At 64.6% G+C, this 26,366-nt stretch carries 21 protein-coding genes, 1 tRNA gene and 1 pseudogene; 4 read left to right on the top strand and 19 right to left on the bottom strand.

Annotated elements, in window-relative coordinates; all coding sequences use genetic code 11:
* Positions 1–105 precede the first annotated feature (105 nt).
* Both V2B31_RS07410 and V2B31_RS07405 read right to left on the bottom strand, forming a co-directional pair.
* Positions 106–468 (bottom strand): hypothetical protein, encoded by a 363-nt coding sequence (locus V2B31_RS07410; RefSeq protein WP_328276967.1) that lies wholly within the window; start codon positions 466–468, stop codon positions 106–108.
* Positions 469–865: 397 nt separating this feature from the next.
* Positions 866–956: transfer RNA gene (locus tag V2B31_RS07405), tRNA-Ser, on the bottom strand.
* Between the two features lie 89 nt (positions 957–1,045).
* On the opposite strand from V2B31_RS07405, the gene V2B31_RS07400 reads away from it, so the two are divergent.
* Positions 1,046–1,951 carry a peptidylprolyl isomerase gene (locus V2B31_RS07400; protein ID WP_328276964.1) on the top strand — a complete coding sequence of 302 codons (906 nt, stop codon included), beginning with the start codon at positions 1,046–1,048 and terminating at the stop codon, positions 1,949–1,951.
* Positions 1,952–2,127: 176 nt separating this feature from the next.
* Here the strand turns inward: V2B31_RS07400 and V2B31_RS07395 are convergent, their stop codons facing one another.
* The 14 genes from V2B31_RS07395 to glf form a co-directional block, all read right to left on the bottom strand.
* Positions 2,128–3,054, bottom strand: coding sequence for a 2-hydroxyacid dehydrogenase (locus V2B31_RS07395; protein WP_328276962.1), 927 nt, complete (start codon positions 3,052–3,054; stop codon positions 2,128–2,130).
* Complete coding sequence (locus tag V2B31_RS07390) at positions 3,051–4,091, bottom strand: PepSY-associated TM helix domain-containing protein (protein WP_328276960.1); 1,041 nt, start codon at positions 4,089–4,091, stop codon at positions 3,051–3,053. The genes V2B31_RS07395 and V2B31_RS07390 overlap by 4 nt, the downstream gene beginning before the upstream one ends.
* Before the next feature lie 66 nt (positions 4,092–4,157).
* Positions 4,158–6,308 carry a TonB-dependent siderophore receptor gene (locus V2B31_RS07385; RefSeq protein ID WP_328276958.1) on the bottom strand — a complete coding sequence of 717 codons (2,151 nt, stop codon included), beginning with the start codon at positions 6,306–6,308 and terminating at the stop codon, positions 4,158–4,160.
* Positions 6,309–6,544: 236 nt separating this feature from the next.
* Entirely contained in the window at positions 6,545–7,870 is a 1,326-nt protein-coding gene (locus V2B31_RS07380) for an NAD(P)/FAD-dependent oxidoreductase (RefSeq protein WP_328276956.1), read from the bottom strand.
* A gap of 27 nt (positions 7,871–7,897) precedes the next feature.
* Entirely contained in the window at positions 7,898–9,358 is a 1,461-nt protein-coding gene (locus V2B31_RS07375; RefSeq protein ID WP_328276954.1) for an aldehyde dehydrogenase family protein, read from the bottom strand.
* On the bottom strand, positions 9,355–10,635 hold the full coding sequence (locus V2B31_RS07370) for an NAD(P)/FAD-dependent oxidoreductase (RefSeq protein WP_328276952.1): 1,281 nt from the start codon (positions 10,633–10,635) through the stop codon (positions 9,355–9,357). Before V2B31_RS07370 ends, V2B31_RS07375 begins: the two co-directional genes overlap by 4 nt.
* 13 nt (positions 10,636–10,648) lie before the next feature.
* Positions 10,649–11,785 carry an alanine racemase gene (locus tag V2B31_RS07365; protein WP_328276950.1) on the bottom strand — a complete coding sequence of 379 codons (1,137 nt, stop codon included), beginning with the start codon at positions 11,783–11,785 and terminating at the stop codon, positions 10,649–10,651.
* 6 nt (positions 11,786–11,791) lie between these two features.
* On the bottom strand, positions 11,792–12,652 hold the full coding sequence (locus tag V2B31_RS07360) for a GNAT family N-acetyltransferase (protein ID WP_328276948.1): 861 nt from the start codon (positions 12,650–12,652) through the stop codon (positions 11,792–11,794).
* A 136-nt stretch (positions 12,653–12,788) separates the two neighbouring features.
* A complete protein-coding gene (locus V2B31_RS07355) occupies positions 12,789–13,499 on the bottom strand; it encodes a cupin domain-containing protein (RefSeq protein ID WP_328276946.1) in 711 nt (236 codons plus the stop codon).
* Positions 13,496–14,164 (bottom strand): haloacid dehalogenase type II, encoded by a 669-nt coding sequence (locus V2B31_RS07350; RefSeq protein WP_328276944.1) that lies wholly within the window; start codon positions 14,162–14,164, stop codon positions 13,496–13,498. Before V2B31_RS07350 ends, V2B31_RS07355 begins: the two co-directional genes overlap by 4 nt.
* A gap of 221 nt (positions 14,165–14,385) precedes the next feature.
* Positions 14,386–15,300: an ornithine cyclodeaminase family protein gene (locus tag V2B31_RS07345; RefSeq protein ID WP_328276942.1), complete on the bottom strand. Its 915-nt coding sequence runs from the start codon at positions 15,298–15,300 to the stop codon at positions 14,386–14,388.
* A gap of 403 nt (positions 15,301–15,703) precedes the next feature.
* Complete coding sequence (locus V2B31_RS07340) at positions 15,704–16,225, bottom strand: hypothetical protein (protein WP_328276940.1); 522 nt, start codon at positions 16,223–16,225, stop codon at positions 15,704–15,706.
* A gap of 224 nt (positions 16,226–16,449) precedes the next feature.
* Positions 16,450–17,379 carry an NAD(P)/FAD-dependent oxidoreductase gene (locus V2B31_RS07335; protein WP_328276938.1) on the bottom strand — a complete coding sequence of 310 codons (930 nt, stop codon included), beginning with the start codon at positions 17,377–17,379 and terminating at the stop codon, positions 16,450–16,452.
* Positions 17,380–17,417: 38 nt separating this feature from the next.
* Positions 17,418–19,664: a UDP-galactopyranose mutase gene (gene glf, locus V2B31_RS07330; protein ID WP_328276936.1), complete on the bottom strand. Its 2,247-nt coding sequence runs from the start codon at positions 19,662–19,664 to the stop codon at positions 17,418–17,420.
* 289 nt (positions 19,665–19,953) lie between these two features.
* Here glf and V2B31_RS07325 point away from each other — a divergent pair, with 289 nt between their 5' ends.
* Positions 19,954–22,146: a sugar nucleotide-binding protein gene (locus V2B31_RS07325; RefSeq protein WP_328276934.1), complete on the top strand. Its 2,193-nt coding sequence runs from the start codon at positions 19,954–19,956 to the stop codon at positions 22,144–22,146.
* A 170-nt stretch (positions 22,147–22,316) separates the two neighbouring features.
* On the opposite strand, the gene V2B31_RS07320 is transcribed toward V2B31_RS07325, so the two are convergent.
* Positions 22,317–22,568, bottom strand: a complete 252-nt coding sequence (locus tag V2B31_RS07320; RefSeq protein ID WP_328276932.1) for a DUF6894 family protein — start codon at positions 22,566–22,568, stop codon at positions 22,317–22,319.
* Positions 22,569–22,692: 124 nt separating this feature from the next.
* Between V2B31_RS07320 and V2B31_RS07315 the strand changes: the two genes are divergently transcribed.
* Entirely contained in the window at positions 22,693–23,370 is a 678-nt protein-coding gene (locus V2B31_RS07315) for a Crp/Fnr family transcriptional regulator (RefSeq protein WP_328276930.1), read from the top strand.
* Positions 23,371–24,496: 1,126 nt separating this feature from the next.
* The gene (locus V2B31_RS07310) at positions 24,497–25,120 is read left to right on the top strand and encodes a DUF4142 domain-containing protein (protein WP_328276928.1); all 624 of its coding nucleotides are present in this window, start codon (positions 24,497–24,499) and stop codon (positions 25,118–25,120) included.
* On the opposite strand, the gene V2B31_RS07305 is transcribed toward V2B31_RS07310, so the two are convergent.
* Together V2B31_RS07305 and V2B31_RS07300 are read right to left on the bottom strand one after the other, a co-directional pair.
* Positions 25,041–25,898 (bottom strand): AMP-binding protein, encoded by an 858-nt coding sequence (locus V2B31_RS07305; protein WP_328276926.1) that lies wholly within the window; start codon positions 25,896–25,898, stop codon positions 25,041–25,043. The genes V2B31_RS07310 and V2B31_RS07305 overlap by 80 nt on opposite strands.
* Positions 25,855–26,241: pseudogene (locus tag V2B31_RS07300) on the bottom strand (transposase); the annotation flags it as partial. The gene V2B31_RS07305 and the pseudogene V2B31_RS07300, both read right to left, overlap by 44 nt.
* Between the last annotated feature and the right edge of the window lie 125 nt (positions 26,242–26,366).

Raw genomic sequence — 26,366 nt, 5'->3', positions numbered from 1 at the left:
CCCCCCCCCCCCCCCCCCCCCCCCCCCCCCCCCCCCCCCCCCCCCCCCCGGATCAGATTCGACCTCTTGGAGACATTGATCGAGGCTTGCCGTTGTGCTCGCCTGTCACTTTGTCGAGGTCCGCATCCGACGTGACACCAGCAAGCTCCCGAGATTCAACATTAATCGCCATTTCAATGAAGGGATGGCGACGAACGAGGCGAGACGGATTAGTCCGGGATTATTCACCGCTAATTTTAGTTGCTTTAGCGAAGCATTGAAACTCTCATTATCGAGTCCCAGCTTCTTAGCCTGATGGTATGACCAGATTACGTAGCAAATTTTGTTGACGATTTCTCGCACAAGCTCCGCCTCCCTCACGGGATCGGTAACGTAGTTGGGCTCTTGAGAAAAGCCCAACGGGTCCAGAGTGCGAGGCGCAGGCATAAGGTCTGCAACAATGTACCTGGATTGTTCCTTCAGCGCCATCTGTTTTTCCGTGCAAAACCGACCACGATTCCCTCAGCTGATTTCTCTAACCGTCGCCCTTGCGGCACGGTATTGGGCCAATTCAGCGGGCCAGGCCCGTGCAAAACAGCCCACCCGCGCGCGAAATTCCCTGCACATTCCCTGAGGAGCAGGGAATTTAGGATCGGGCAAACAGCGATCGAAACCGCCTAGGCGCTTCAAGGGAAACACGATCATCGACGTTCAGCCGGACACTTTGAATTCCGTACTGACCAGAATGGCCGCGGAGAATTCAGGGGAAGAATCCGTATTCCCTGTTCTCTTCTGTCTCTCCGCAGTACCGAGACAAAATGAAAAGGCGCGAATTCGCGCGAGAAATCGAGTAATTTATCTTCTATTTCAATAACTTAGAACTGGGTGGCGGAGCGGGAGGGATTCGAACCCTCGATACGCTTTTGACGTATACTCACTTTCCAGGCGAGCGCCTTCGACCACTCGGCCACCGCTCCGCATTTCGCTGGAAGGCGGCTCCCTATCGCGCGCGGCGGGGGGAGGCAAGGGGCTTTACATCATTGTGTCGAGCGGCTCTGATGGCGGCATGATCCGTCGCGCCGTTCCTGCCCTGACTATGCTCACCCTTTGCGCCGCGTCAGCGGCCGCTGCCGACAAGCCTGCCACGCCAGTGGCGGTCGTGGCGGCGGCGCGGGCTTCGGAATGGCGGGAGATTGCGGCGGACGATCTGCTCGTGATGACGATCGAGGGCGGGCGGCGTGTCGTCATTCAGCTCGCGCCGGCCTTTTCGCCGACCCATGTCGGCAATATGCGGACTCTGGCGAAGGCGCACTGGTGGGACGGGACCAGCATCAACCGGGTGCAGGACAATTATGTGGTGCAATGGGGCGACGTCACCGAGAAGAAACCGATGCCACCTGGCCTCTCGCCGACGAGTTCCGCCGATTATGTGCAGCCGATCGCCAATCGTCGGCTGCGGGTGACGCCTTTGCCCTATCCCGATCCCTATGCGCCTTCGACCGGCTTTGTCGCGGGCTGGCCGGTCGCGATGGATGGAGACGGGGTGTGGCTGCCGCATTGCTACGGGTTCGTCGGGGTCGGACGGAACAACTCGCCCGATGCGGGCACCGGCGCTGAGCTTTACGCCGTGATCGGCCAGGCGCCGCGCCAGCTCGACCGCAATATCGCCGTGGTCGGTCGGGTGATCGAGGGCATGGCGCATCTCTCCAGCCTGCCGCGCGGATCGGGGGAATTGGGCTTCTACACGGAGGCCGAGCATAAGGTGCCGATCGTTTCGGTCCGTCTCGCGAGCGACATGCCGGCGGCGGAGCGGCCGCGCTTTCAGGTGATGAATACCGAAGCGAACAGCGAGTGGAACAGCTTTACGCACTATCTGCGGCTGCGCGCCAACCGGAAGGACGACTTTTACGACCGGCCTGCCGGCGGGGTCGATCTGTGCAACGCGCCGGTGCCTGTGCGCCCCGTTCCCTAGCGCCTGGATGTATCATTCAGCCGCGCCACGCGGTTTTTGGGCAATGCGGCACGGATGATCGCCCTGCCCTGATCTGTCGCTTCATAATGCCGCCGCAGCGCTACCCTGTTCTTCAGGCAGGGAAGGCTCCCACACCAACCGGCAATAACATACTATATTTTTCAATGGCTTATTTGCTAGTAACCCCTGCCTCGGGCTACGCCCCCGTCCATCGGTTCGCCCGCCTGATGCCGGTGGATATTGGCGATCAGCGCGCGAGCGGCGCTGTCGGCACGGGTCATGCTGGCGACATGGGGGGTGAGCAGGATGCGCGGATGGCGCCAGAAGGGGTGGGCCGCAGGCAAAGGCTCGGGATCGGTAACGTCGAGCATCGCGGCGGACAGATGGCCCTGATCGAGCAAGGCGAGCAGATCCTCCGCCACCAGATGCCCGCCGCGCGCCGCGTTGATGAGCATCGCACCCTCGGGAAGGCGGGACAGAAGGTCGCGGGACAATATGCCGCGCGTGTCGGGCGTGAGCGGAAGCAGGCACAGGAGAATGTCGCATCCCGCGAGGAACGTGCCCAAGCCTTCACGGCCGCTGTGGCAGGTCACGCCCTCCACCGCATGAGGCGAGCGGCTCCAGCCCGACAGCGCAAAGCCGAAAGGGCGAAGCGCGCCGAGCACCGCCTTGCCAAGCTGGCCGAGCCCCATCACCCCTACCCGCCTCTGCTCCGCCGGCACGAGCTTGATCGGCGCCCAACGCTGCTCCGCCTGCGCCGCGCGATAGGGGATGAGGTCGCGGTGGAGCGCCAGCACCGCCATCGTCGCATATTCGACCATGCCGGCGACGATGCCCGGCTCGATCATCCGCACGACCTGGATATGCGGCGGCAGGCTTGCCATGTCGAACTGGTCCACCCCAGCCCCGATCGAAAACAGCACCTCCAGATTGGGCAGGCTGGCGATCAGGTCGGCCGGCGGGCTCCAGGCGGCGAGATAGCGGATGGCGGCGGGATCATAGGCTTCGGGCGGCGCGACGAAGCCGATGTCGGCGGCTTCCTTCGCGAAGATGTCGCGCCAGATCTGGCCGCGCGCGGGATCGGAGGTGTAGAGCAGGGTCATGCGACGGCCTTTCGGGGGGCGCGGCGGCGCTGGGCGGCGGCGTGCCACCATAGGAGCGGGCCGCTGATCGCCAGCGCGGCGAGGGACAATGCGGCGAGCAGCCAGACGGGTGGGCCGACCGGCGCGAGGAAGTCGCCCGTATGGATCGGCAGCAGCGGCATCCAGAGCGCGCCGTTGCGCTGCGCGGGCGTCGCGCTGACGATGCGCGGCCCGGCCAGCGCGACTGGGACGACATGGACCGCACGCGCATTGCGCTCGGGCGCGTGGAAGTTGACGGTCAGCCGGTCGCCGCCGATCCTGATGTCGCGCAGCGCCGCGCCGGGGAAAGCCCTCTGCGCCAGCGCCAGATCGCGATCGACTTGGGCGGCGCTGACGACAGCCGGCGAAGCGCCGCCGCCGCTGGCGACAAGATCGGGAAATACGAGCAGGAAGCCCGTCGCCGAAAGCAGGATGAGGAAGGCCGCCGCCACCACACCGAGCGTGCGGTGCGCCTGCCGCAGCACCAGACGGGGCGACAGGGTCCATCGGATCGCCAGCGCCTTGGCCGGATTGCGTTTCGGCCACCAATAGGCAAGCCCGCTGCCCGCCATCAGCAATAGAGCCAGCCCGTTCAGGGCAATCACGGCCATGCCGGCGCGGCCCGACAGAAGCCGATAATGAAGTTGCAGCGTCGCCTCCAGCGGAAAGCGCGACAGGCCGCCTGCGCGCAGCACCGCGCCGCCCGCCGGATCGACGGTGGCGTAAACCGCCTCGCCGTCCGCGCGCGCCATGTGGGCGAACCAGGTCGCCCGGCTCGCATCGGGGGCGAACAGCCGCGTGACTCGTGCGTCGGGGAAAGCCGTGCTGGCCGCGGCCATCGCCTGACCTGCGCTGACGGCCGGCCCCTGTGCCCTGCTGGTCTGACCCGCCGGATCGAGCCACCGCTCCACCGGCCCGCGATAGAGCAGCAGCGCCCCGGTCATCGCCTGCACCAGCAGGAACAGCGCCATGACGAGGCCGGCATAGCGATGAAGGCGGAGCCATTGCGGCCGGGACATGGAATGCGCCCTCAAGGAATGCGGAACCTGCCGCCGGCGCGCGAACGCCGGCGGCAGGGCTTAGTATCAGAAGGTGAAGCTGGCCCGCACGCTGAACGATCGCGGCGTGCCCGGCGCGATCCACAGCGCCGCGTAGGAGCTGGCATAATATTTCTTGTTGAACAGGTTGTTCACATCGGCCGACAGCTTGATCTGGTCGGTGATGTTGAACAACCCCAGCACCTTGGCGATGGTGTAGCTCGGCAGGAAGAAGGTCGTCGCCGTCTCGCCCAGGCGGCGGCCGACATGGGTGACGCCCGCACCCAGCATCGCCTCATGATCGCCGATCGCAAAATTCTTGAACAGCAGCGCGTTGCCCTGATGCTTGGGAATGTTGATGAGCGGATCACCCTTGCGCACGCCAGACGACGGATAATTGCCCGCCCAGCTCGCATCGATGTAGGAATAGGTCAGGAACAGCTCGAACCCGGCCGGCAACTTTGCGTTCAGGTCGAATTCCACGCCCTTGCTCCGCGCCGCGCCAATCGGGGCAGAGAAATTGGCATTCAATGGATCGACGCTAAGGACATTGCTCTTTTTCATGCTGAAGAGCGACACGGTGCTGGTGATACGATTATCCGGCGTCATGAATTTGGCGCCCACTTCGTAGGACCGGCTCAGTTCCGGCTCAAACGGCTGGTTGTTCGCGCCCACGCCGCTATTTGGGCGGAACCCTTTGCCGTAGCTCGCGTAGAAGGACAAGCTGGAGACCGGTTCAAAAACCAGCCCGGCCATCGGGCTGACTTTCGTATAGTGTTTGGTGACCAGGGGCGGTGAACCCGGTACGCGGTTGTGAATGTCTTGCGAAAAGTCGTCATACCGGCCGCCAAAACGAACCTTGAACTGCTCGGTGATCTCGATCTGATCCTGCGCGTAAATGCCCCACGCCTTCTGGATTTCAGTCGCGTTCTGTATTTGAGTGGTCGGGATCGGCGCTGGAATAGTGTAGTCCGGGTTGAAGATGTCGATAGCATAGGACTGATCTGCGGCAGTCGGACGATAGCGGGTCTGGAACGTCTTGATCTTGAACTTGTCCCAGTCCGCGCCGATGCGGATATTGTGTACGATCGACCCCATGGCGATCTTGCCGCTGATTTCGCCGCGGAACACCATATGCGTGGTGCTGTAGTCACGATAGCGGCGCTGCCGCGACAAGGTACGGCCATCGATATATATCCGCTGACGGGCGCGAGCCAGTTCGGGATCGCTGCCGAACCCCTCGAACGTCGTATCCTTGTACCCCGCGCCCAGCATCAGCGTCCAGTCGTCGCTGAAATCATGCTGATATTGCGCCTGATGACCCAACACCTCGACTTTGACGGGGCCGTCATTGGGATTCCCCAAGAAGCGGCTGTTGGGGATCGCGCCCAGATTATAGCTGATCGTATTGTCCGCGTTGACGGTCGGGATCGCGACGACGCCGCGCTCGAAGGGCACTTCCTGGTTCACATATTCCAGTTCGTAGGTGAAGATGTCGGCGTCCGAAAATTTGGCGAGAATGGACGGGTTCACCGTATATTTCTGCGTCTCGACCGTATCGCGGAAGCTGTCCGCCTGTTCCGACGACCCGTTGATCCGCACCGCCACGCTGTCCGACAGCGGCAGATTATAGTCGGCCTCGACCCGGTAGGTCTCCCAGCGGCCGGCCGATACGGCGAAGCTTCCGCCTTCCTTGAAGGTCGGCTTCTTGGTCACGATGTTGACCGTGCCGCCCGGCTCGCCGCGCCCGAACAGCGCCGAATTGGGGCCTTTCAAAATCTCGATCCGCTCGACATTCGATGCGTCGCGCGGGCCGCCATAGCCGCGTCCGCCGTTGAAGCCATTGACCAGGAAGCCGCTCGGGAAATTCTCGTCGCCGGCAAAGCCGCGAATGGCGAAACTGTCCCACAGGCCGCCGAAATTATTCTGCCGCGACACGCCGCTCGCCAGTTCCAGCGCGGTGTCGAGCCGGGTGATGTTGAGATCGTCGAGCAACTTGCCTTCGAGGAACTGCACCGCCTGCGGGATTTCCTTGACCGGCGTGTCGCCGAAATATTGCCGCTTGAGGCCGGTGACGACGATGTCGCTCTCGGCGGCGGGCTCGGCCGGCGCCTGCGCCAGCGCGCCGGGCGCGGCGGACAGGGCGATGGCGGCGGAGCCGGCGAGGAAGCCGAGGCGGCGGGCCGATGACATGCGCATGATGTGATACCCCTTATAAGATCGCTGTTCCCTGATGTCCTGCGAAACGGGGGCTGGCCTTTATACCCGAGCGGGCCTTGTGGCCCTGCGACGGAAGCCTTTGCCGGGGCGGTTTTTACCACCTCTTGTTACAGTTCAGGCTAGGGGCGGTTACGGAAATATTACGTCAAAATCGCACCACGGCCCGGCGCAAAATTGTGAATCGTGAAAGCCGCACGGCACGAATATGCGGGGGGTCAAAATTCCGAAACGTCGATCTTGCCACCCGCGCCGAAGCGCGACAGGCGATAGGGTTGGGGATCGACGATCGGCGTCTGGCCCGATGCGATATCGGCCACCAGATGGCCTGCGCCCGGCCCGATGCCGAAGCCATGGCCGCTGAAGCCCGCCGCCAGGATGAAGCCCGGAATCTTCGGGATTTCGCCGATCACCGGCACGCCGTCCGGGGTGCTGTCGACAAAACCCGCCCAGGATGCGACCATGGGCACGGAGCCCAGCGCCGGGATCTGCGCGGCGGCGCGTTTCAGCGTCAGGCGCACCGTCTTGGGATCGGCGAGCGGATCGAGGATGCGCACCTTCTCCATCGGCGTCGGCCCGTCGAGTTTCCAGCGCGACAAGCCTTCATGCCGGCCCCGCACGCCATGCAACCCGCCCGGCGACAGGCTGCGCCAGCGCTTGTTGAACATCGGCAGGAATTTATGCTGGTAGCGCAGGAATTGCAGCGTCGGATCGACCTTCGCGCGGCCGCTGATCGCCAGCGTATGGCAGCCATCGTCGCGACGGGTGATCGACAGCGACTGGGTGTAGAAGGCGTCGGGCAGGTTGAGCCCGCTGGTGCCCACCGCCAGGATCGTCTGGCGCACCGTCGCCTGCGGGAAATCGATGCCGAGCTGGCGCATGAAGGAGGATGCCCAGGCGCCGCCGGCGTGAATCACCAGCTTCGTGCGGATCGTGCCGCGCTCGGTCACGACGCCGCTCACCGCGCCGCCGCTGGTTTCGATGCCGCGCGCGGCGCAGGCCTGATGCACCGTGCTGCCCATCCGCATCAGCGCCCGCGCGACCGCCGGCACGGCCAGGCCCGGATTGGCGATGCCGTCATTCTGCGAATGGACCCCGCCCTTCCACCGCGCGCCGGTGAAGCGGGCATGACGGGTCGCCTCTTCCGACGACAGCATCCGCGTGGCGACGCCCACCGACCGCGCATAGTCGCCCCAGCGCGCCCAGGTGTCGAGTTCCTCGTCATTGTTGCTGACGTAGAACAGACCGCAGCGGCGGAAGCCGGTATCCTCGCCCGTATCCTCGCCGAACGCCTGCCACAGATCGAGCGCCTTGGTGGCGAGCGGCAGTTCGCGCTCGTCGCGATTCTGCTGACGGCACCAGCCCCAGTTGCGGCTCGACTGCTCGCCACCGACCACGCCCTTTTCCACCAGCGCCACCTTGAGGCCGCGCTGCGCCAGATAATAGGAGGTGAACGCGCCGATGATCCCGCCGCCGATCACGACGACATCGGCGGCCGCCGGGAGCGTGGGCGAGGATTCGATGTAACGCAGCGGGGCGGGCATGGAACGGGTCTCCAATGATCGGGCGGGTCAGGCGAAGCCGAGGATGGACTTCACCTCAAGATATTCTTCAAAGCCAAAGGCGCCATATTCGCGCCCGTTGCCGGAGCGCTTGTAGCCGCCGAAAGGCGCATGGGCGTCCCAGGCGGGATGGTTGATATGCACCTGCCCCGTGCGGATGCGGCGGGCGACGGCGCGGGCTTGGGTCAGGTCCGCGCCCTGCACATGACCGCCCAGGCCGAAGATCGTGTCGTTCGCGATATCGACCGCCTGATCGACATCGTCATAGGGAATTATGACCAGCACCGGCCCGAAAATCTCCTCCTGCGCGATGCGCATGGCGCTGGTCACGTCGGAAAAGATGGTCGGGCGCACGAAGAAGCCCTGCTCAAGCCCCTCGGGCTGCCCCGGCCCGCCGCAGAGGAGCCGCGCGCCTTCCTCCATGCCGACCGCGATCATCGCCTGCACGCGCCGATATTGGGCGTGATTGGCGATCGGCCCCATCATGGTTTCCGGGTCGCCCGGCTGGCCGACGATGATGGATTCGACCGTCGCGCGGGCGATCGCCTCGACCTGCGCGAGATGCTCGCGCGGCACGATCATGCGGGTGGGCGCGCTGCACGACTGGCCGACATTGCGGAAGGCGGACAGGACGCCCAACGGCACGGCCTTGTCGAAATCGGTGTCGGGCAGCATCAGGTTGGGCGACTTGCCGCCCAGTTCCTGCGTCACACGCTTGACGGTGGGCGCTGCCGCCTGCGCCACCAGCACCCCCGCGCGGTTGGAGCCGGTGATGGAGATCATGTCGATGTCGGAATGCGCCGCCATCGCCGCGCCGACCTCCGCGCCAGTGCCGTTGACCAGGTTGAACACGCCGGCGGGTGCGCCCGCATCATGCACGATCTGCGCGAATAGGATCGCGCTCAGCGGCGAGAGTTCGCTGGGTTTCAGCACGACGGCGCATCCGGCGGCGAGCGCCGGCGCGACCTTCGCGGCGATCTGGTAGAGCGGCCAGTTCCACGGCGTAATGAGGCCGCACACGCCGATCGGCTCGCGCACGATGGCCGTCGAGCCGCGCATCGTCAGGAAATCATAGTCGCGCAGGACGCCGATCGCCGCCTGAACATGCGCGGCGGCGAGCGGGATATGCGCGGCGCGGGCGTGGCTGATCGTCGCGCCCATCTCCAGCACCAGCGTCTGCGCCAGCAGCTCTGCGCGACCCAGCATCAGCGCGTGGATGCGCTCCAGCAGGGCAAGACGATCCTCGACAGGGGACGCGGCGAAGGCCGGGAAAGCGGCGCGCGCGGCGGCGACGGCGCGGTCGAGGTCCGCCGCCGTGCCAGCGGCCACCTTGGCCACCACGTCGCCCGTCGCCGGGTTGACCACTGGCAGCATCTCGCCATCGCACAGGTCGATCCATGCGCCGCCGATATAGGCTTGGCCGCTCCGCGCGATCGCCGCGCCGGCGTCGTCCAGCACGAGCGGGCTCATTTCACCCAGTCCTGATAGCGATAATAGGCGCCCACGAACGGCAGGAACCAGGGCTTGCCGAAATGGCCGGGGATCGCCGGCCAGTCGAAATCGCGCCAGGGGTTGAGGTCGGCGCGGCCGTCCAGCACCTCGGCCATGATCGCGCCCATATGCGTCGCCATATGCGTGCCGTGGCCGCTATAGCCCATCGAGTAGAAGACGCCGTCGCGCTCGCCGGCGCGGGGCAGCCGGTCGCGGGTCATGTCGACCATCCCGCCCCAGCAATAGTCGGTCCGGGCGTCCGCCAGTTCGGGGAAGATGCCGATCATCGACTGGCGCAGGATCACGCCGCTCTTGGCGTCCGAGGCCGCATCGCTGCGCCCCGAAAAGCGCGCGCGTCCGCCGAAGATGATGCGGTTGTCGGGCGAGGTGCGAAAATAGCTGACGAAGTTGCGGGTGTCCGTCGTGTTGCGGCGATGCGGAGTCAATCGGTCCAGCAGGTCGACCGGCAACGGCTCGGTCGCGATCAGATATGCGCCCACCGGCACGATCCGGCGGCGGAACCAGCCGAGCGGCCCGACCGAAGACGTGCCGGTCGCCAGCAGCACCTGGCTCGCCCGCACCGTCCCGTGCGGCGTCGTCAGCTCATGCGCCTGCCCTGCCAGCCGCTTCATGGCGATGACGGGATTATGCTCATGGATCAGCGCGCCGTGCCGGGCGGCGGCTTCGGCCAGCCCCTGGCCGAACTGCCCCATGTGCATGTTCGCGCCCTTCAGATAGAGCATCCCGCCATAGTAGCGATCCGACCCAATCTCGTCGCGCATCTTGGCGCGGGGCACCAGCCGGGTTTCGGGATCTACCTCCCGCGCCAGCATTTCCTGCGATCGGACGATCCGGTCATAATGTTCGGGCTTGGCGGCGAGCTTCAGCTTGCCGACGCGCGCGAAATGGCAATCGATGCCTTCCTGCGCGACGATCGACTCCACCCTGTCCACCCCGGCGTCGAAAGCACGGTAGAGCATGTTGGCGCGTGTCCGGCCGAGCTTGGCGACCATCCCGCCATAGTCCTGCGCGAAGCCGTTGTTGCACATGCCGCCATTGCGCCCCGACGCCGCGCGGGCGACGCGATCGGCCTCCAGCACAACGACCTTCGCGCCCTTCTTCGCCAGCGCCAGCGCGGCGGACAGGCCGGTGAAGCCCGCGCCGACGATCGCGACATCGGCGGTGCCCTGCGGCCCACCTTCCGCGCCCGCCGCGAAAGGCTTTGCCGTGTCGAGCCAGTAGGACATCATCTTCATGGCCGCGCCTCCATCACCATCCGCGCATCCTCGGCCAAGTGGCGGCGACGGCGCGCCCGCCGTCTTCGATCACCCGATAGGCGTCATGCTGCGCGCCGGTGGCGCAGGCATGGTTGGGCAGGATGCGGACGCGCGTGCCGATCGGCAGGTCGGGCAGGCTTGCGTCGCTGCCTTCACGTACTGCGATGATGCCATGTTCCTGGCTCGCATCGGCGACGATCAGGTCGGCGAAGGGCTTGCCATCGATGTCACAGACCAGGCCATAGCCCTGATCCACCGGATGCGTCTGCGTCCCCCGATCGCGCGACAGCGCCATCCAGCCGGCGTCGGTCAATATCCAGCCCTTTTCCGGCCGATGCCCGATCACCGTAGCGACCACCGACAAAGCGATATCGTCGATCGCGCACACGCCGATGCCGTGCATGACGAGGTCGAAGAACATGAACACGCCGGCGCGCACCTCGGTCACGCCGGTCAGATCGCGCGCGAAATGGGCGGTCGGGGTCGATCCCACGCTGACCACCGGCGCGGGATGGCCGGCGGCGCGCAAGGCGTGCGCTGCGGCAATGGCGGCGGCGCGCTCCGCGTCGGCGGCTTCCGGCAGGCCGACGCCACCCCGCGCGCCGTAGGATTCGCCCGCATGGGTGAGCACGCCCGCCAGAGGCACGCCGCCATCGCGCAGGATGTCCGCCAGGACCAGCAGCGCCGGATCGTCCGGCAGCAATCCGCCGCGATGCCCGTCGCAGTCGATCTCGATCAAGACGCGCGGCATCGGGCCGCCATCGCACGCGGCCTGCGCAAGCGCCTCTGCCTGCGCGACCGAATCGACTAGGACCGAAAGCGCTACCCCCCGCGCGACAAGATCGCGCGCGCGCCCGATCTTGTCCGGCCCCAGCCCCACGGCATAGGTGATGTCGGTAAAGCCCCCGGCGGCGAAATAGTCCGCCTCCGCCAGCGTCGAGACGGTGATCGGCCCAGTGCCGGAAGGGAAGAGCCGCCGCGCGACCTCGATCGACTTGGCGGTCTTCACATGCGGGCGGAAGGACACGCCGAGCGCATCAAGCCGGCCACGCAGCCGCGCGATATTGCGATCCACCTTGGCAAGGTCGAGCAGCAGGGCCGGAGTTTCGATCCTATCGATCATCGCCATTTCCCCTCAGCCCAGCGACTGGTTGGCGAGCGCATAGAGCATCACCCCATCCTTCGCTTGCGGCGGTGCGCCGAGCGCCATGCACAGCACCTCGCCGACCTGCGGCAGACCCAGGCTCTCGAGCCATGGGCTGAGCCCGCCGCTTCGAAACACATCGATCCGTACAAAATCGCCGACATGGCGCGCGGCGAGCGCGGCGATCAGCGCCCTGGCGTCGTCATCGTCGCGCGCGATCACCGGCCCCACCACATGACCCCGCCCCCAGCGACGGACGCAGCCATAGCCGGCGACCGCGCCGTCCCGCTCGACCACCAGCACGTCGCCGACTGCGAACAAAGCGTCGAGCAAAGCCGTCCGCTCCATCCCCGCCGCTGCCTCATCCAGCGCCAGAAGGGCGGCTCGGTCATCAGCGGTGGCGGGCCGCAACAGCACGGACGGATCGGTCGCCGGCGCTTGGCTCAGCACCGCCTGATGCTGAAGCACGCTGTCGAAGGGCATAAAGCCGCGCTTACGATACAGCGCCTGCCCCTCGTCGGTCGAATTGAGGATCATACGCCGCCCCGCTGCGTCGGCCAGCAGCGCGTCCATCAGCCGCGCGCCGATCCCGCGCCGCTGCGCTTCCTCCGCCACGATAATCATGCCGGTCGTCGCGAAATCATCGCCATAGGGCCACCAGAGCGCGGTGCCGACCAGCCGCCCGTCCATCTCGACCCCGAACCCCCGGCCAAGGTCGAGCGCGAACGCCCAGTCCTCCGCGCGATAGGGCCATTGCACCGCCTGCGACAGGGCGAACGCCTCTGGCAGATGATCGCGCGTCAGCGGGATCGCGCCGGTCAGGCCGACTGAAGCAGCACCTCCGTCCGTCATCGATCACCCGCCTTTCCCGCCCAACCGCACTTGCACCATGCATCCACGCCTGCCCTGGCACCATCGCCCAAAAGCGCCGCGCCGGCCAATCGCTCCTGCGGCGACGCGGCGGTCGCGCGACAGATGCTGCCGTCCGTCAGGCGAGCGGCCGCTGAGTCGCGTATATCTTCTTCACATATGTCTCGCTCAGCCACGCACAGCCCTCACTGCGCACGAACATGCAGACATCGCCCTTGCCGAACGAAACGCTGCCCGCGCGGTCGCTGAAGCTGACTTCGCCTTCCAGCAACAGCATCAGTTCGACCTGCCGATAGGGTATCTGCCGCCGATGATAGGGCGTCGAATCCCAGATGCCGCAGACGAACTCGCCGTTCGCCGACAGATAATCGCTATGGTTGCGGCAGGACGGCACCGGGCCGAGCAGATTTTCGGTCGCGGGCGGGCTGGACGGGGTCATCGCCGCGTCCAGATCGATCGCGACCGGCGCGGTGGCGCTCCCCTGCCCCTGCGTCGGCGCGGAATAGACGATCGCCAGCAGATCGTCCGACGCGCGCCAGCGGAAATCGCTTCCGACCGGCAGCACCGCGCCATTGTCGGGCTGGACCGCCAGCGTGCCGGCCTCGCTCTCGATGTCGAGCCGCCCGGCTAGCACCAGCACGAACTCGTCCGCCGGCAGCCCCTCGACCCAGCCCTGCCCCCGCAACGCGAAGGCGGAGACCTGCGCCGCATCGTCGGCGAAGGCGGGCGTCTTCCGACCGGCGAACCAGTCGGTCGACGGCCCAACGCCCGTCGCATAGGCGCGCATATCGACGACCGCGCCCACCGCCTGATCGATGACCGCGCTCACAGCCCGACCAGACCCGGCAACCCGCCCAGGTTGGGAATGTCATGCACCTCATAATAGGCGTTCATCGGCTCATGGCCGCGATTGACGAACGCCTTGTCCTTGATGCCGATGTCATAGGCGGTCATCATGTCGTAGCGGAAGCTGGACGAGCAATGCAGCACATCCTCCGGCCCGCAGCCCAGCGTGTCGAACATAAATTCGAACGCCCGCATCCGCGGCTTGTAGGCCTGCGCCTCTTCCGCCGTGCAGACGGTATGGAACGGCGCTTCCAGCTTCTCGACGCTATAGGGGATGAGGTCCACCATCGAGTTGGAGAGGATCACCAGCGGAATCTTCTCGGCGACGCGCTTTAAGGGCTCGACGACATCGGGATGCGGGTTCCAGGTCGGGACGGCGGCATAGAGCGCCTCGCCATCGGCATCGCGATATTCGACGCCCGAGCGTTTGGCGGCGCGCTGCAAGGCCTCGGCGACGACCTCGCGATAGGGCCGCCATGCGCCGAGCACGCCATCGAGCCGATAGGCGGAGAAATAGTCGGTGAAATCCTCCAGCGCCTGCCCCGACAGGCGATCCGCATAAACCTGGCGCGCGACCGGCGCCATCTCGAAATTGATGAGCGTGCCATAGCAGTCGAAGCTGATATATTTGGGCCGAAGTGTCGTCACGGGAACCCCCTTGTCGGTAAAGCTGTTCGCCCCGACGCCGGAGATACGCGGGAGATCATGCCGCGCCATTGCCCGGCATCATCCGCCCGCACCGGCGGCGTCGTTCCTTCGGAGAGTAGCGCCGGACGACGGCGCGATCCTGTTCTTCTTGGCCCCGCGCGTGGCACAGCTTGGCCTATATCGCGCGGGTGGCGGCACGATCTACCGCGCCACGCGCCGGCTCACGCCCGCGCGGCGATCAGCTTGCGCGCGATGGTCAAATCCTGAAGCGCGATCCCCGAACTGTCGAAGACGGTGATCTGATCGGGCGATGTCCGCCCCGCGGCTGCCCCGCGCAGCACATCGCCGATCGCGACGATCCGGCTGCGGTCGCCGGCGAAATGCTGAAGATCGCCCATAACGACGGCCTGGGCTGGAAGGTCGCAGAACAAGGCGGCGCGATCGAACAAAGCGGGCGGCAGTTCCTGCTTGCCCGCAGCGTCCGATCCCATGCTGGCGATATGGGTGCCGGGGCGAATCCAGTCCGCGTCGAACAAGGGCGCGCGCGACGGGGTTGCCGTCACGACGATGTCAGCACAGCGGCAGGCCGTTTCCGGGTCAGCCACCGCTGCCATGAGCCCTTTCCGCGCCAGCGCCGCGATGAAGGCGTCAGCCTTCGCCGGATCGCGCGCTACGACCCGTATCTCGGCGATCGGGCGGATGCGCGCGATCGCGACGGCCTCGTACAGCGCCTGGTTGCCCGCGCCGAAAATGGCGAGCACGGACGTATCGGGCCGCGCCAGCACGTCGGCGGCCACCGCATCGGCGGCGGCGGTGCGATAGGCATTGACCGCGCCCGCTTCGATCACCCAGTCGACCCGGCCGACCTCCTGGTCGAACAGCAGGATCAGCGAATTATGGCGCGGCAATCCAATGTCGCCATTGCCCGGCCAGAAGGAACCGACCTTGAGCCCCGCGAAGGCGGAGGTTGACGCCGACTTGACCGAAAAGCGATTGGACGGGACCGATCCATGCGCGATGACTGCGGGAAAGATGACCGCATCATCGACCACCGCGATCATCGCCTCCCGCGCGGCGTCGAACGCCATCTCATGGGACACGAGGCGCGCCGATTCCGCTTCCGACATGAACTGCATGGACCGCTCCTTCTATTCCGCTAATGGCCGCAGCCATATAGGCCAGGCCGGGATCGCCGGCCACCGCCGGATAGCGGATCTTGCCGTCCCAGATATCGAAGCCGAGCCGGCGGCGCCGCATCGGGCGGGAAAAGGATGGCGAGAACCATGATAATGGCGTCTTGCCGGCTTGGTGACGCAGATTCTCGTGGAGAGAGGCGGATCGGACTTCAGTCCGGGGAACTGATGTCCCGCCGAGCTACCTCGCCACCAGAGCGCGCAAACGGCAGATATCGAAGATCATCAAGCACCACCAAGTCGCGCCGCGAGAGCTGTCCCCCTGTGGTCTCGCCCTTGCCGATCCGGGTCTCCTTTTCGAGGCCTGTCACCACGCCGGGGACGTGAGTCCCCGGCTGGCACAACATCAGATGGCTGCGGCGCGTGCATGGGAGGCGTTGTGTCCGCCATTGCGATAGAGAACCTCCCGCACCCGATCGCCATCGATTCCCGCGTCATTCACAGTGACGAGAACCCGGCCGTCCTTCAGGCCTTTATCATAATAGGCCGCGTCCTCCTCATCGATGCCATGCTTTGTCAGGACTTCGTTCAGGCTGCCGCCAATGGCGCCGAGCGCCGCACCGATGCCGACCGCTTCAGGCACGGCCGAGGCAGCGATGGCGCCAGCCGCCGCCAATGGACCGACTCCGGGTATCGCAAGCGCCGCGACGCCGAGGCCAGCGCCGAGCGCGCCGCCTCCCAAGATGCCGCGAAGGATGTTGCGATGGTGCTCATCGGTGATTTCGCCATCCCCGGACCGGGTGGTCGTCGTGCCGCCATGATGGGCAATCACGGAGAGATCGGTGTCCGTCACACCCAGCATGCGCAGTTCGGACACTGCCCGCTCCGCTTCACTATGGGTGTCGAAAATTGCCGATGCTTGCACCATTTCATTGATCCTCTTCAGTTGTCGCCATCACAGTGGCGGCCACCAATCGCCTCACCCCGGCAGGCGTTCCCGCCGTTGCGATACGCCGATGATTAATGCGATCACTTGCGGCCTGATGTCTGTGAGGCGACGCCAAGCCCGAAGCCTCGGCCTCGGGTAGAGCCGCGCAGCGAGCCTCTCTCGGCGGAGCGCAGCCTGGCGTCGTGCCGCCTGAACTGACAGGGTCAGCGGCGCAACGCTCTATGGCTGGCGAGGTCGTTGCGGATAGTGGTTGCGGCTACGCCTGCTTCGCCCATCGCATGACTGATCTGGTCGAGACCTTTCGATACATCGCCGGCCGCGTAAAGCCCCGAGATGCTCGTCCGCTGATAATCGTCCACGATCAGACAGCCTTCCTCGGTCGCCTCGGCGCCAAGGCTGATTGCCAGGTCAGACCGGATGATGGAGCCAAGCGCGGGATATGCCGTGTCGAAGGCGAGGGTCTCGCCAGGAAGAGGAACGAGGATCCGGTCGCCTTCTATGCGTAGCGGACCGCATGGACCGTCGCGCAGCGCGATGCCAGCCTCGTCCATCTTGCGCCGCTCGTCCTCGCTCAGCCGATGCCCGCCATCGGGAGCAATGAGCGTGACGTCCTTCGAATACATCCGCAGGAACAGCGCTTCATTATGGCCGTGGGTGCGCGATCCGATCACGGCGATCCGCTTGTCCGTTACGTCATATCCGTCACAGATCGGGCAGTAGCGCAGCAGCCCGCGCTCCAGAGCCGCTTCATGTATTTCAGGGGAGATGTTCGGCGCATTGTTCACGACGCCCGTCGCGAGCAGGACCGTGCGAGCATAGAGCTTCTCGGCGTCCACACGCGCCACAAACCCGCCATCCTCTCGGCTCAGGGTCTCGATCAGGCCATGGCGAACATGCGCCCCAAATTCGGCAGCCTGCGAGCGCATTCTCGCAAGCAGCGTCTTGCCCCCTATGCCTCCCGGAAAGCCGGCATGATTATGCGTCCGCGGGATCATGGCCGCCCGGCTCTGGCCGGCATCGACGATCTGAACCCGCAGATGGAAGCGGGCGAGATAGATGCCGGCGGTGAGGCCCGCAGGGCCTGCGCCGATGATGAGACAATCGAGCAATTTGGTTTCCGCGCAATGCGACATTCGGATTGAAGCAACTGCCTGCTGGGGCCTTTCGCGCATCACCTCACGGCGGAGCGCGCCTCATTCAGCATGGCAGGGGGCGGCAGCGATGAAGCTGTCAGTGGCGGCTTTATCATGCGGCGGTAGGTCGCGAGCGCCTGACCGACGACCTGGTCCATATTATAATAGCGATAGGTGGCGAGCCGGCCGACGAATGCGACATCGCTCTCCGCCAGAGCCAGGGCTTCGTACCGCTTGAACAAGAGCTGGTTTTCGGGCCGAGGGATGGGATAATAGGGGTCGCCCTCCTCGGCGGGATATTCGTAGGTGATGCTGGTGCCGGCCGCCTGCTGGCCGGTCAGATGCTTATATTCGGTGACGCGCGTATAGGAAATGTCCGGCGCTGGATAGTTGACGACCGCGACCGGCTGGAACCGGTCGGTGCCAAGGTTGACATGCTCGAACCGTAGCGACCGGTAGGGCAGCTTCCCGTAGCGATAGCCGAAATATTCGTCGATCGGCCCGGTGAATATCAGTTGGTCGTGCGGGTAGGCGTCGCGCGCTTCGCAATAGTCCACGCCCAGCAGCAGGTCGATGTTCGGATGATCCAGCATCCGCTCGAACATGCGGGTGTAGCCGTCGAGCGGCATCGCCTGGAAGCTGTCCGTGAAATAGCGGTCGTCCATGTTGGTGCGGGTCGGCACGCGCGCGGTGACGGCCTTGTCGAGCTGCGACGGATCAAGCCCCCATTGCTTGCGGGTATAGCCCCGAAAGAATTTTTCGTAGAGTTCCCGCCCGACTGCCGAGATCACGACATCTTCCGATGTCCGCACCACCGATACCGGTTGCGCCTGGGCGGCAAGGAAGCTGGCGGCTTCCTCGTCGGTCCGAAGGTCGAGCCGGTAGAGCTGGTTCAGCGTCGTGCGGTTGATCGGGATCGGAACCAGCATGTCGTCGACCGCGGCCAGAACGCGATGCTCATAGGGCCGCCATCGCGTGAAGCGGGACAGATAGTCGAAGATGGCCTGCGAGTTGGTGTGGAAGATATGCGGGCCGTAACGGTGAATGAGGATCCCCGCCGCATCCAGTTCGTCATAGGCGTTGCCGCCGATATGGGGCCGGCGATCCACGACCAGCACCTTCTTGCCGCCATCGGCCGCAAGCCGTTCCGCCATAACCGCGCCCGCAAAGCCGGCGCCCACCACCATGACGTCATATCGGTGCGGCTTGATGTCCTTCCAGCTGGTGGGGGAAACGATCGGATGGACGTGCGCGCTGCGCGCAATGGCTTCTTCGATCAAGCCGTGCATCTGCTGGAAGGTGCGGTCCCAGGACATGCCGGCCAAGACGCCGTCAGCGGCCTCCAGCCACGCGCCGCCCGATCGGGCCAAGGCCAAAGCGGCCTCGCAGGCGTCTGCGAAGGGCGCGCTGCGGTTCGCGATCCTGACCGCAGCCAGATCGCCATAATGGCGCACCACATCGACGATCGGCGTGGACACGACCGGCTTCCCGGCTGCCAGATATTCCGGCGTCTTGGTCGGGCTGATGAACCGGGTCGCTTCATTGATCGCGAACGGCATGATCGCCACATCCCATGCGGCGACTTGGTCGGGCAATTGATCGTAGGAGCGCGCGCCTAGAAATTGCAAATTTGGCCGGCGCGGCAGATCCTGCTCGCTGATCTTCACCACCGGGCCGATGATGTCGATGTCCCAATCCGGGCGTGCGTCGGCCAGGTCGGCCAGCAGTTCAACGTCCATACGTTCATCGACCACGCCATAAAAGCCGAACTTCGGCCGCCCGCCCGGCGGGCGCGCCCTGCCGCTGGTCCGGGCGCGGGCGAAGTGGGCGGCATCGACGCTGGACGGGAAGGGGAAGACGCGGGCATGACGGTCCTTCTTCGCCTCGTACAGGCTGTAACCGCCGGTGAATACGAGGTCGGCCTGCGCCAGCAGCCTGTGTTCGAGCGGCAGCAGTTCGGGCGGCGCGCCCTTGAAATTCGCCAGTTCGTCCATGCAGTCGTAGATGATGCAATCGGCCGCGATATGTTCGGACATGGGCAGCATCATCGGGGTGTAATACCAGCGGATGAAGGTGCCTGCTTCGCCCGCGAGATATAGGCCGAGCAGGCGCTTGACCGTCGCGCCATCCTGCTCACGGGGCGCGTCGGCGGGGATATGCGGGGTCACGATGACGACGCCCGTGGCGGCGCAATGCTCGACATGCAGATCGGGCGCGTCGAGCCCGTCGACATGCACCGGCTCCTCCCAGAAGATCACCCGGCCATGGCCTGCGAAGCGGCTCATCAAATGCTGCGGTCGTTGAAAAACGAAATTCCACCGAAGATGGCTGAAGCAAAGGAGTGTATGATCTGCCTTACTCGAAAATGATCCAGATTTATTCGCAGGGCTTGAACTATCCTGGATCATGTTTTTCGACCTTTCCGCGATGTGCACGAATTGCAAACGAAGGCTTCGCTGGCGCGTTCCTGCCGCTTTGCTGATCCATATTGCTCCCATGTTGCTATCCGTCAGCTTTTATTGATTTCTCCCCCAAGATATAAATATTATCGGCTCAGGCACGCGTGGGAGAAGCATGATGGCAATGCGTCCGCAGCTTTGGGGCGGTCCGGAGTGCACGGTAAACCGGATCGGCGAGGATTATCGCGACCAGATCCGCGAAACGGGCCATCAGGATCGGCCCGAGGACATCGAGCGGCTGGCGTCCCTGGGAATAGGGTCGGTGCGCTATCCCCTGCTATGGGAACGGATCAGCCCCTGCGACCCGGCTGAGCATGATTGGAGATGGAGCGACGACAGGCTCGCGCGATTGCGGGACAAGCGGATCAACGTCATCGCGGGCCTCGTCCATCATGGCGGCGGGCCGGCTTACACAAATCTGCTTCATCCCGATTTTCCGTCTGGGCTGGAGCGCCACGCGGAGGCCGTCGCGACGCGCTATCCCTGGATCGAGGATTGGACGCCTATCAACGAGCCGGTCACGACTGCCCGTTTTTCCGCGCTTTATGGCCATTGGTATCCGCACCAGCGCTCCGAGCCGGCCTTCTGGCTTGCTTTGCTCAACCAGATCGACGCCACCCGCCTGGCGATGCGGGCGCTGCGCCGGGTCAATCCTTCGGCCCGCCTGATCCAGACCGACGATCTTGGCCGGACCTACGCGACCGCGCCGCTGCGCGAACAGGCGGGCTTCGACAATGTCCGGCGTTGGGCGGGGTGGGACTTGCTGTGCGGCATGGTGACCGACGATCATCCGCTGTTTGATCGCATCGCAAACTTTGGCTTCGGCGACCGGCTGCGTGCCATCGCCGATGATCCTTGTCCGCCCGATATCATCGGCATCAACCATTATCTGACCAGCGATCGCTTCCTCGATCACCGGCTGCATCGTTACCCGTCGCATACGCACGGCGGGAATCACGTGCAGCCTTATGCCGATGTGGAGGCGGTGCGCGCGCTCGATCCGCCACCAGCGGGGCTGGAGGGCGCATTGCGTGAGGCGTGGGCGCGATATCGGCGGCCGGTCGCCATCACCGAAGTGCATAATGGCTGCTCCCGCGAGGAACAGATGCGCTGGACAGCCCAGGCATGGGACACGGCAGAGCGTCTGTGCGCGCAGGAAATCCCTGTGTCCGCCGTGACTCTCTGGTCGCTGTTCGGCAGCCAGGGATGGAACCGCTTGCTGACGGAACGCGGCCTTTACGAGCCGGGACTTTGGGACGTTAGCAGCGGAGCGCCGCGCGCGACGATGCTGCTTCCCCTGGCGCAAGCGCTGGCGAACGGAGGGGCAAGGCCGCCGCTCGCATCGGGCGCGGGCTGGTGGCAGCGCCCGGTGCGACTGGTTCACCCTGCCGTGGCGCGGCCGGCGCCGATGGCCGAACGCCGGACCGCCCCCGCCCTGGACCCGTCCCTTCGGCGGCTGCTGGTCTGCGGAGCGACTGGCACGCTGGGGCGGGCGATGTCCCGCGCCTGCACGCTGCGGAACATCCCCTTCGTGCTCACCGCGCGAGCGGACCTCGACCTTCATGACGATCGCAGCATCGCGCGCGCGCTGGATCGCATTCAGCCCTGGGCAGTCGTCAATGCGGCGGGATGGGTACGGGTCGATGACGCGGAAGCGGCGGCAACCTCCTGCATCCGTGCGAACGCCGACGGCGCGGTCGCGCTCGCCGCGGCATGCACCGACCGGGGCATCGCCACCCTGTCCTTTTCCAGCGACCTCGTGTTCGACGGGCGGAAGGATGGAGCCTATGTCGAGGATGATCCGGCCGCGCCGCTGAACATCTACGGCCTCAGCAAGGCGCGGATGGAGGCCGGCATCACCGCACGCCCGGGCCGCCATCTCGTTATCCGCACCGCTGCCTTTTTCTCGGCGGACGACGATCATAACTTTGCGGTCGGCGTAATGCGGACGTTGGGGCGAGGGAACATGCTCTACGCAGCGGAGGATCTGACCGTCACGCCGACCTATGTCCCGCATCTCGTCGCCACCGCGCTCGACCTGCTGATCGATGAGGAAACGGGCATCTGGCATCTCAGCAATGGCGAAGCGCTGTCCTGGTCGGACTTCGCGATCAGGATTGCCCGTAGCGCCGGGCTGGACGAGCGTTTGGTTAAGCCTGTTCCTTATCGAACCATGGGCTGGCCAGCGGCTCGGCCAGTCAACGCAGCTCTTGCCACTAAGCGGGGCGCGGCGCTGCCTCCGCTCGGTGCAGCGATTGCAGATTTCGTATACCGTCGAAGGACAGGACTAATGGAGAAGGCGGCATAGATACTTATTGCGGCCGCGAAGGCATTTTCGACGTGCTTGTCTATCGCGGCGTATGACCGATCCACATCTGCTGTCACCGACACCCGGCCGGACGCTATCTTTATGCCTGCTCTCCAGCCGCCCGGCATGTTCGCCATGAAGGGCGCGCTCTGTCGGTCGGGATTCTGTCTCTAGCCAGCGCCCGGCGGTATCACATGCAAGACTGCTTCGGCATATTTGAGGGTGGTGAGGTGTATCCGCTCCTCATCGAATATGTCGATCGAACCCGTGAGGTCGAGAATGCCGTTCCGCACGTCCGAGCAGATCAGTTCTCTCGCGCTCACCGTCGCAAATTGCCGGGCGGCGGCCAGGTCGGCAAGTTCCTTCCCGTCCCCCACGGGATCATTGAACCTGTCGCGCACCTGGAAAAAGAATATCGGCATCCCGGGACAATATGACGGGGCGGCATTAACCAACACTGACCTGAAGGGATGATTGACAATGTCGCCCAACCCTCTTGTTGCCAAACTATCTTGCTTTGGCCCTTTACCAACCTCTGACCAGTTGATGCTGGAGCAGATCTTCAAGGAGCGGGGCACGGTAGAGCGGAAGCGGGATGTCATTTCGATGGGAGACAGCACGCGCTTTGTGCACCTTGTTCTGGACGGCTGGGCAGCGCGCTACAAGATTCTCCCGAACGGCGGTCGCCAGATTACCGCGTTTCTCCTGCCTGGCGATCTGTGCGACATACATGTGGCGATATTGGGTTCCATGGATCACGGCATCGTCGCCCTGACCGATTGCCGTATCGCTTATGCCGATCCGCAAGACATTGAGCGCCTGACGACCACGACCCCCGGCCTGACGCGCGCATTGTGGGGGGCCGCCCTTCTCGATGCAGCGATTTTACGGCAATGGGTCGTCAGCAATGGCCGCAGAAGCGCCGTCGATGCTGTGGCCCACCTCATCTGCGAATTGCACGGGCGACTGATGATGGTGCGGCTTGCCGACGACAGCGGATTTCATCTGCCCCTGACCCAGGAGGAACTGGCCGACGCTACCGGCGTAACGACAGTCCATATGAACCGCGTTCTTCACCAACTGCGGCAGACCGGGCTTATTGAGCGAGACCAGAAAACCCTTGTGGTGCCGGATGTTCAGGCTCTGCGGAAGGCCGCCGGGTTCGACATCGCTTATCTTCACCTGATGAAGTCCGATCCGCCGCGATGCGCCGGCAACGCCTAGAGCAGCGCGGCGGGGCCTATGCTCGCCCCTTGCCTGACACGCCGCTATCGCAAAAAGGCCTGATGTTGCCACAGGTTAGGAATCCTGGGCGGCAATTCCAACAATGTTAATGCGTTTTCGCCGCGGTGATCGCTTGATGTCCCTCGCTGGCGGGCTCGGCCGTCAGTGAATATGGGATGCTGGCATATGAAAACACCGGATTTTCGATATTATGCCGCGCGCAGCTTGAAGCAGAGGCGAATGGCGGAGCGCTCAACCTCTCCCGAAGTATCGGAAACGCACATGCAACTGGCCAAGGCCTACGCTGCAAGGGCCACGCTGGCTGCCGTCAAGGAGAGCTGATCCAGACTACTATCGTGATCGAACATTCGAAGCCGATCGGCTGAGACGATAACCGAAACTGTGGCTGCGGGCGGACCGGTTAAGCGCTTTGGACGGGGTCAGTGTGGAGGCCGGCCCGTATGCCCCGTAGAACCGGGAGCGGAGGTTGGGCTGTCAGCCGCATCAACCGCGCCGCGAGCGCTGGTTTCGCCGTCTGTTATCGCAGTTCCGGCTCCCTGCCCGGGTGCGCCTGACGGTACGACGCCTCGGCTGGTGTTGCTGGGGGCAAATGTCTCGTCGCCGCTGTCCGCTTGGTCGGATGGGGCGCAGGCGGCCAGTGGGATGAGCGCCAGGACGATGGAAAGTTTGAGCATCAGAATCTCCACGGAAGGCGAATTGCAAGCCAAGCGTCAGAAGTCACGATGCGTTCCGATCTAATCTACGCTCCGCCAAACCAGGTTAGCCGATCGAGCGAAACGCGCCTTCCTTCCGTGGCAATGAGCAAGGGAAGTAACATAGGTGGCACATGGCTGGCGTATAGATTGGCGCCTGCGTGCGTTGAACTCCCATAGAGCTTGAAGCCGGAGGTCAGAATGCGCCACTATAGCGCTAGTATATTTGGAATAGTGCCCGTCCTTTGCCTTGTACTGGTTGCCGCCTGCAGCCCTGCGGCAAACAATGAAAATGGCCGGGTGCCAGGCGGCACCAATCAACAGGAAGCGGTTAACGCTGCTCCGGACAGTGGCGCATCCGACACCATGCCCGGCATCGGAGCGCCCGGCGCAGGCGGCAACGGAACCCAGCCATGAACCGGACCTCCTTGCTTTTGCTGACGGCCCTGTGCCTTCCGGCCTGCGACCAGACGAGCGGCGTATCCGACACGGGGCCGGCAAACGGTTCCGCCACCGTCGCCAAACATTATGAAGGCCCGAAGCCTGAGGGTGTCTCCACCCCGAACGATGCCGTCACGACCACCTTCTACATTCCGCAGGCCGCCATCGGCGACATGTATGAGATCGAAGCCGGAGAGCTGGCGTTGGTCCGTGGGCGCGCGCCGGAGGTGAAAGCGTTTGCCCGCCAGATGGTAGAGGATCATCGAAAAACCAGCGCGCAACTCAAGGCGTTCGTGGCCGATCATCCCACCAACATCGCTATCCCGCAAAATATGGACGCGCGCCGGCAGGCGATGCTCGCCAATCTCAACCAGGCTGGACCAGACGAATTTGACAGCGTCTATGTCGGGCAGCAGGCGGCCGCGCATCAGGAGGCACTAAACCTTCATGGCAGCTACGCACGACGCGGCGACTATCCGGCTTTGAAAGCATTGGCGACGAAGACAGTCGACCTGATCAGCGCGCACAAGCGACACGCCGAAGCCCTCGCGACCCGCTTCGGCCCGGAAGCACGACCGGTTCCTTCAGGAACCTGACTGCGCCGTAGAAGGTGAAGGCTCCGTCAATGCAAATGCACCAGCCATTAGGAGCGTGGTCCGAGAGGCCGTAGATATCCACCGCGTCGATGGCGAAGGTGGCCTCAATCACTGCGCGCATGGCGTGCGTCCACGGCTCCGCCCCGAAGATGCCGATCTTCAAGGACGATGTTGCCGGGTCGATCCCCTGGCGGTGGAACTCGTTGCAAATCGCCAGCATGTAGCTGGGCGTCACGAGAATGATCTCCGGCGCGAAGTCGCGGATGAGTTGGACCTGCTTTTCGGTCTGGCCGCCCGACATGGGAATGACGGCGCAGCCAAGCGCCTCTGCGCCATAGTGCACCCCCAGCCCGCCGGTGAACAGGCCATGGCCATAGGCGACATGCGCCTTCATTCCCGGCCGGCCGCCGGCGGCGTGAATGGAGCGCGCAACCACCTGGCTCCAGGTTTCGATGTCCGCCTTCGTATATGCCACCACCGTCGGCTGGCCGGTGGTGCCGGACGAGGCGTGGATACGCGCCAGCCGATCCTGCGGCACTGCAAAGAAGCCAAAGGGATAAGCCTCGCGCAAATCGGCCTTTGTCGTGAATGGAAAGCGGGCAAGGTCGGCAAGCGACCTTAGATCATCCGGGTGAACGCCCGCGGCGTCGAACTTGGCCCGGTAACGCGGGTTGTTGGCATAGGCGTGTCGCAGCGACCATTTGAGGCGGTCGAGCTGAAGCGCCGCAAGCTCGTCACGCGACGCTGTCTCGATCGGGTGAAGGATGGAAGAGGTCATAGGCTTTCCTCAATACATGACGGCTTGGAGTCTGATTCAAAATCATCCGGCGCGAACTGATGGCCCTTACGGTGCGGCGTGCCAAGAGTTGGATCGAGGCGATGAAGAGCCATGCGGTAGCCGATGCGATGGCCTGTTCAAAGTTCTCGGCCAGCACCAGCGGAGCGCCGTCACGGCCCTGAATGCCGGCGGTGTGGACTATGGCATGGACGAGATTGCCGTCGGTATCCGTCCGGATATGGCGCTTGCGCCCCGTGGTTTTCTCGCTCGGATCATAACGCCATGGGCCGCCGCTTTCCGCGATTTTGACGCTCTGGCTGTCGATCACGCCGGCGCTAGGCGCGCACACATGGGCATGCGCCGAGAATCGAGCAATTCATCAAGAGAAAATAACGACAATTGGCGGAGAGGGTGGGATGCCGTTCTCCGATCTCTTCGATTTGGTAAGAGCGTGCGCTCGTTGAGTGC

This window comes from Sphingobium sp. (assembly GCF_036170395.1).
Classification (GTDB): domain Bacteria; phylum Pseudomonadota; class Alphaproteobacteria; order Sphingomonadales; family Sphingomonadaceae; genus Sphingobium.
This window is presented reverse-complemented; position numbering and strand designations above follow the sequence as displayed.

Bases quoted from the DNA above. Each gene is read 5' to 3' on its own strand.
- V2B31_RS07410 (WP_328276967.1), bottom strand. From the start codon at position 468: ATGGCGCTGAAGGAACAATCCAGGTACATTGTTGCAGACCTTATGCCT.
- V2B31_RS07400 (WP_328276964.1), top strand. From the start codon at position 1,046: ATGATCCGTCGCGCCGTTCCTGCCCTGACTATGCTCACCCTTTGCGCC.
- V2B31_RS07395 (WP_328276962.1), bottom strand. From the start codon at position 3,054: ATGACCCTGCTCTACACCTCCGATCCCGCGCGCGGCCAGATCTGGCGC.
- V2B31_RS07390 (WP_328276960.1), bottom strand. From the start codon at position 4,091: ATGTCCCGGCCGCAATGGCTCCGCCTTCATCGCTATGCCGGCCTCGTC.
- V2B31_RS07385 (WP_328276958.1), bottom strand. From the start codon at position 6,308: ATGCGCATGTCATCGGCCCGCCGCCTCGGCTTCCTCGCCGGCTCCGCC.
- V2B31_RS07380 (WP_328276956.1), bottom strand. From the start codon at position 7,870: ATGCCCGCCCCGCTGCGTTACATCGAATCCTCGCCCACGCTCCCGGCG.
- V2B31_RS07375 (WP_328276954.1), bottom strand. From the start codon at position 9,358: ATGAGCCCGCTCGTGCTGGACGACGCCGGCGCGGCGATCGCGCGGAGC.
- V2B31_RS07370 (WP_328276952.1), bottom strand. From the start codon at position 10,635: ATGAAGATGATGTCCTACTGGCTCGACACGGCAAAGCCTTTCGCGGCG.
- V2B31_RS07365 (WP_328276950.1), bottom strand. From the start codon at position 11,785: ATGGCGATGATCGATAGGATCGAAACTCCGGCCCTGCTGCTCGACCTT.
- V2B31_RS07360 (WP_328276948.1), bottom strand. From the start codon at position 12,652: ATGACGGACGGAGGTGCTGCTTCAGTCGGCCTGACCGGCGCGATCCCG.
- V2B31_RS07345 (WP_328276942.1), bottom strand. From the start codon at position 15,300: ATGCAGTTCATGTCGGAAGCGGAATCGGCGCGCCTCGTGTCCCATGAG.
- V2B31_RS07340 (WP_328276940.1), bottom strand. From the start codon at position 16,225: ATGGTGCAAGCATCGGCAATTTTCGACACCCATAGTGAAGCGGAGCGG.
- V2B31_RS07335 (WP_328276938.1), bottom strand. From the start codon at position 17,379: ATGTCGCATTGCGCGGAAACCAAATTGCTCGATTGTCTCATCATCGGC.
- glf (WP_328276936.1), bottom strand. From the start codon at position 19,664: ATGAGCCGCTTCGCAGGCCATGGCCGGGTGATCTTCTGGGAGGAGCCG.
- V2B31_RS07325 (WP_328276934.1), top strand. From the start codon at position 19,954: ATGATGGCAATGCGTCCGCAGCTTTGGGGCGGTCCGGAGTGCACGGTA.
- V2B31_RS07320 (WP_328276932.1), bottom strand. From the start codon at position 22,568: ATGCCGATATTCTTTTTCCAGGTGCGCGACAGGTTCAATGATCCCGTG.
- V2B31_RS07315 (WP_328276930.1), top strand. From the start codon at position 22,693: ATGCTGGAGCAGATCTTCAAGGAGCGGGGCACGGTAGAGCGGAAGCGG.
- V2B31_RS07310 (WP_328276928.1), top strand. From the start codon at position 24,497: ATGAACCGGACCTCCTTGCTTTTGCTGACGGCCCTGTGCCTTCCGGCC.
- V2B31_RS07305 (WP_328276926.1), bottom strand. From the start codon at position 25,898: ATGACCTCTTCCATCCTTCACCCGATCGAGACAGCGTCGCGTGACGAG.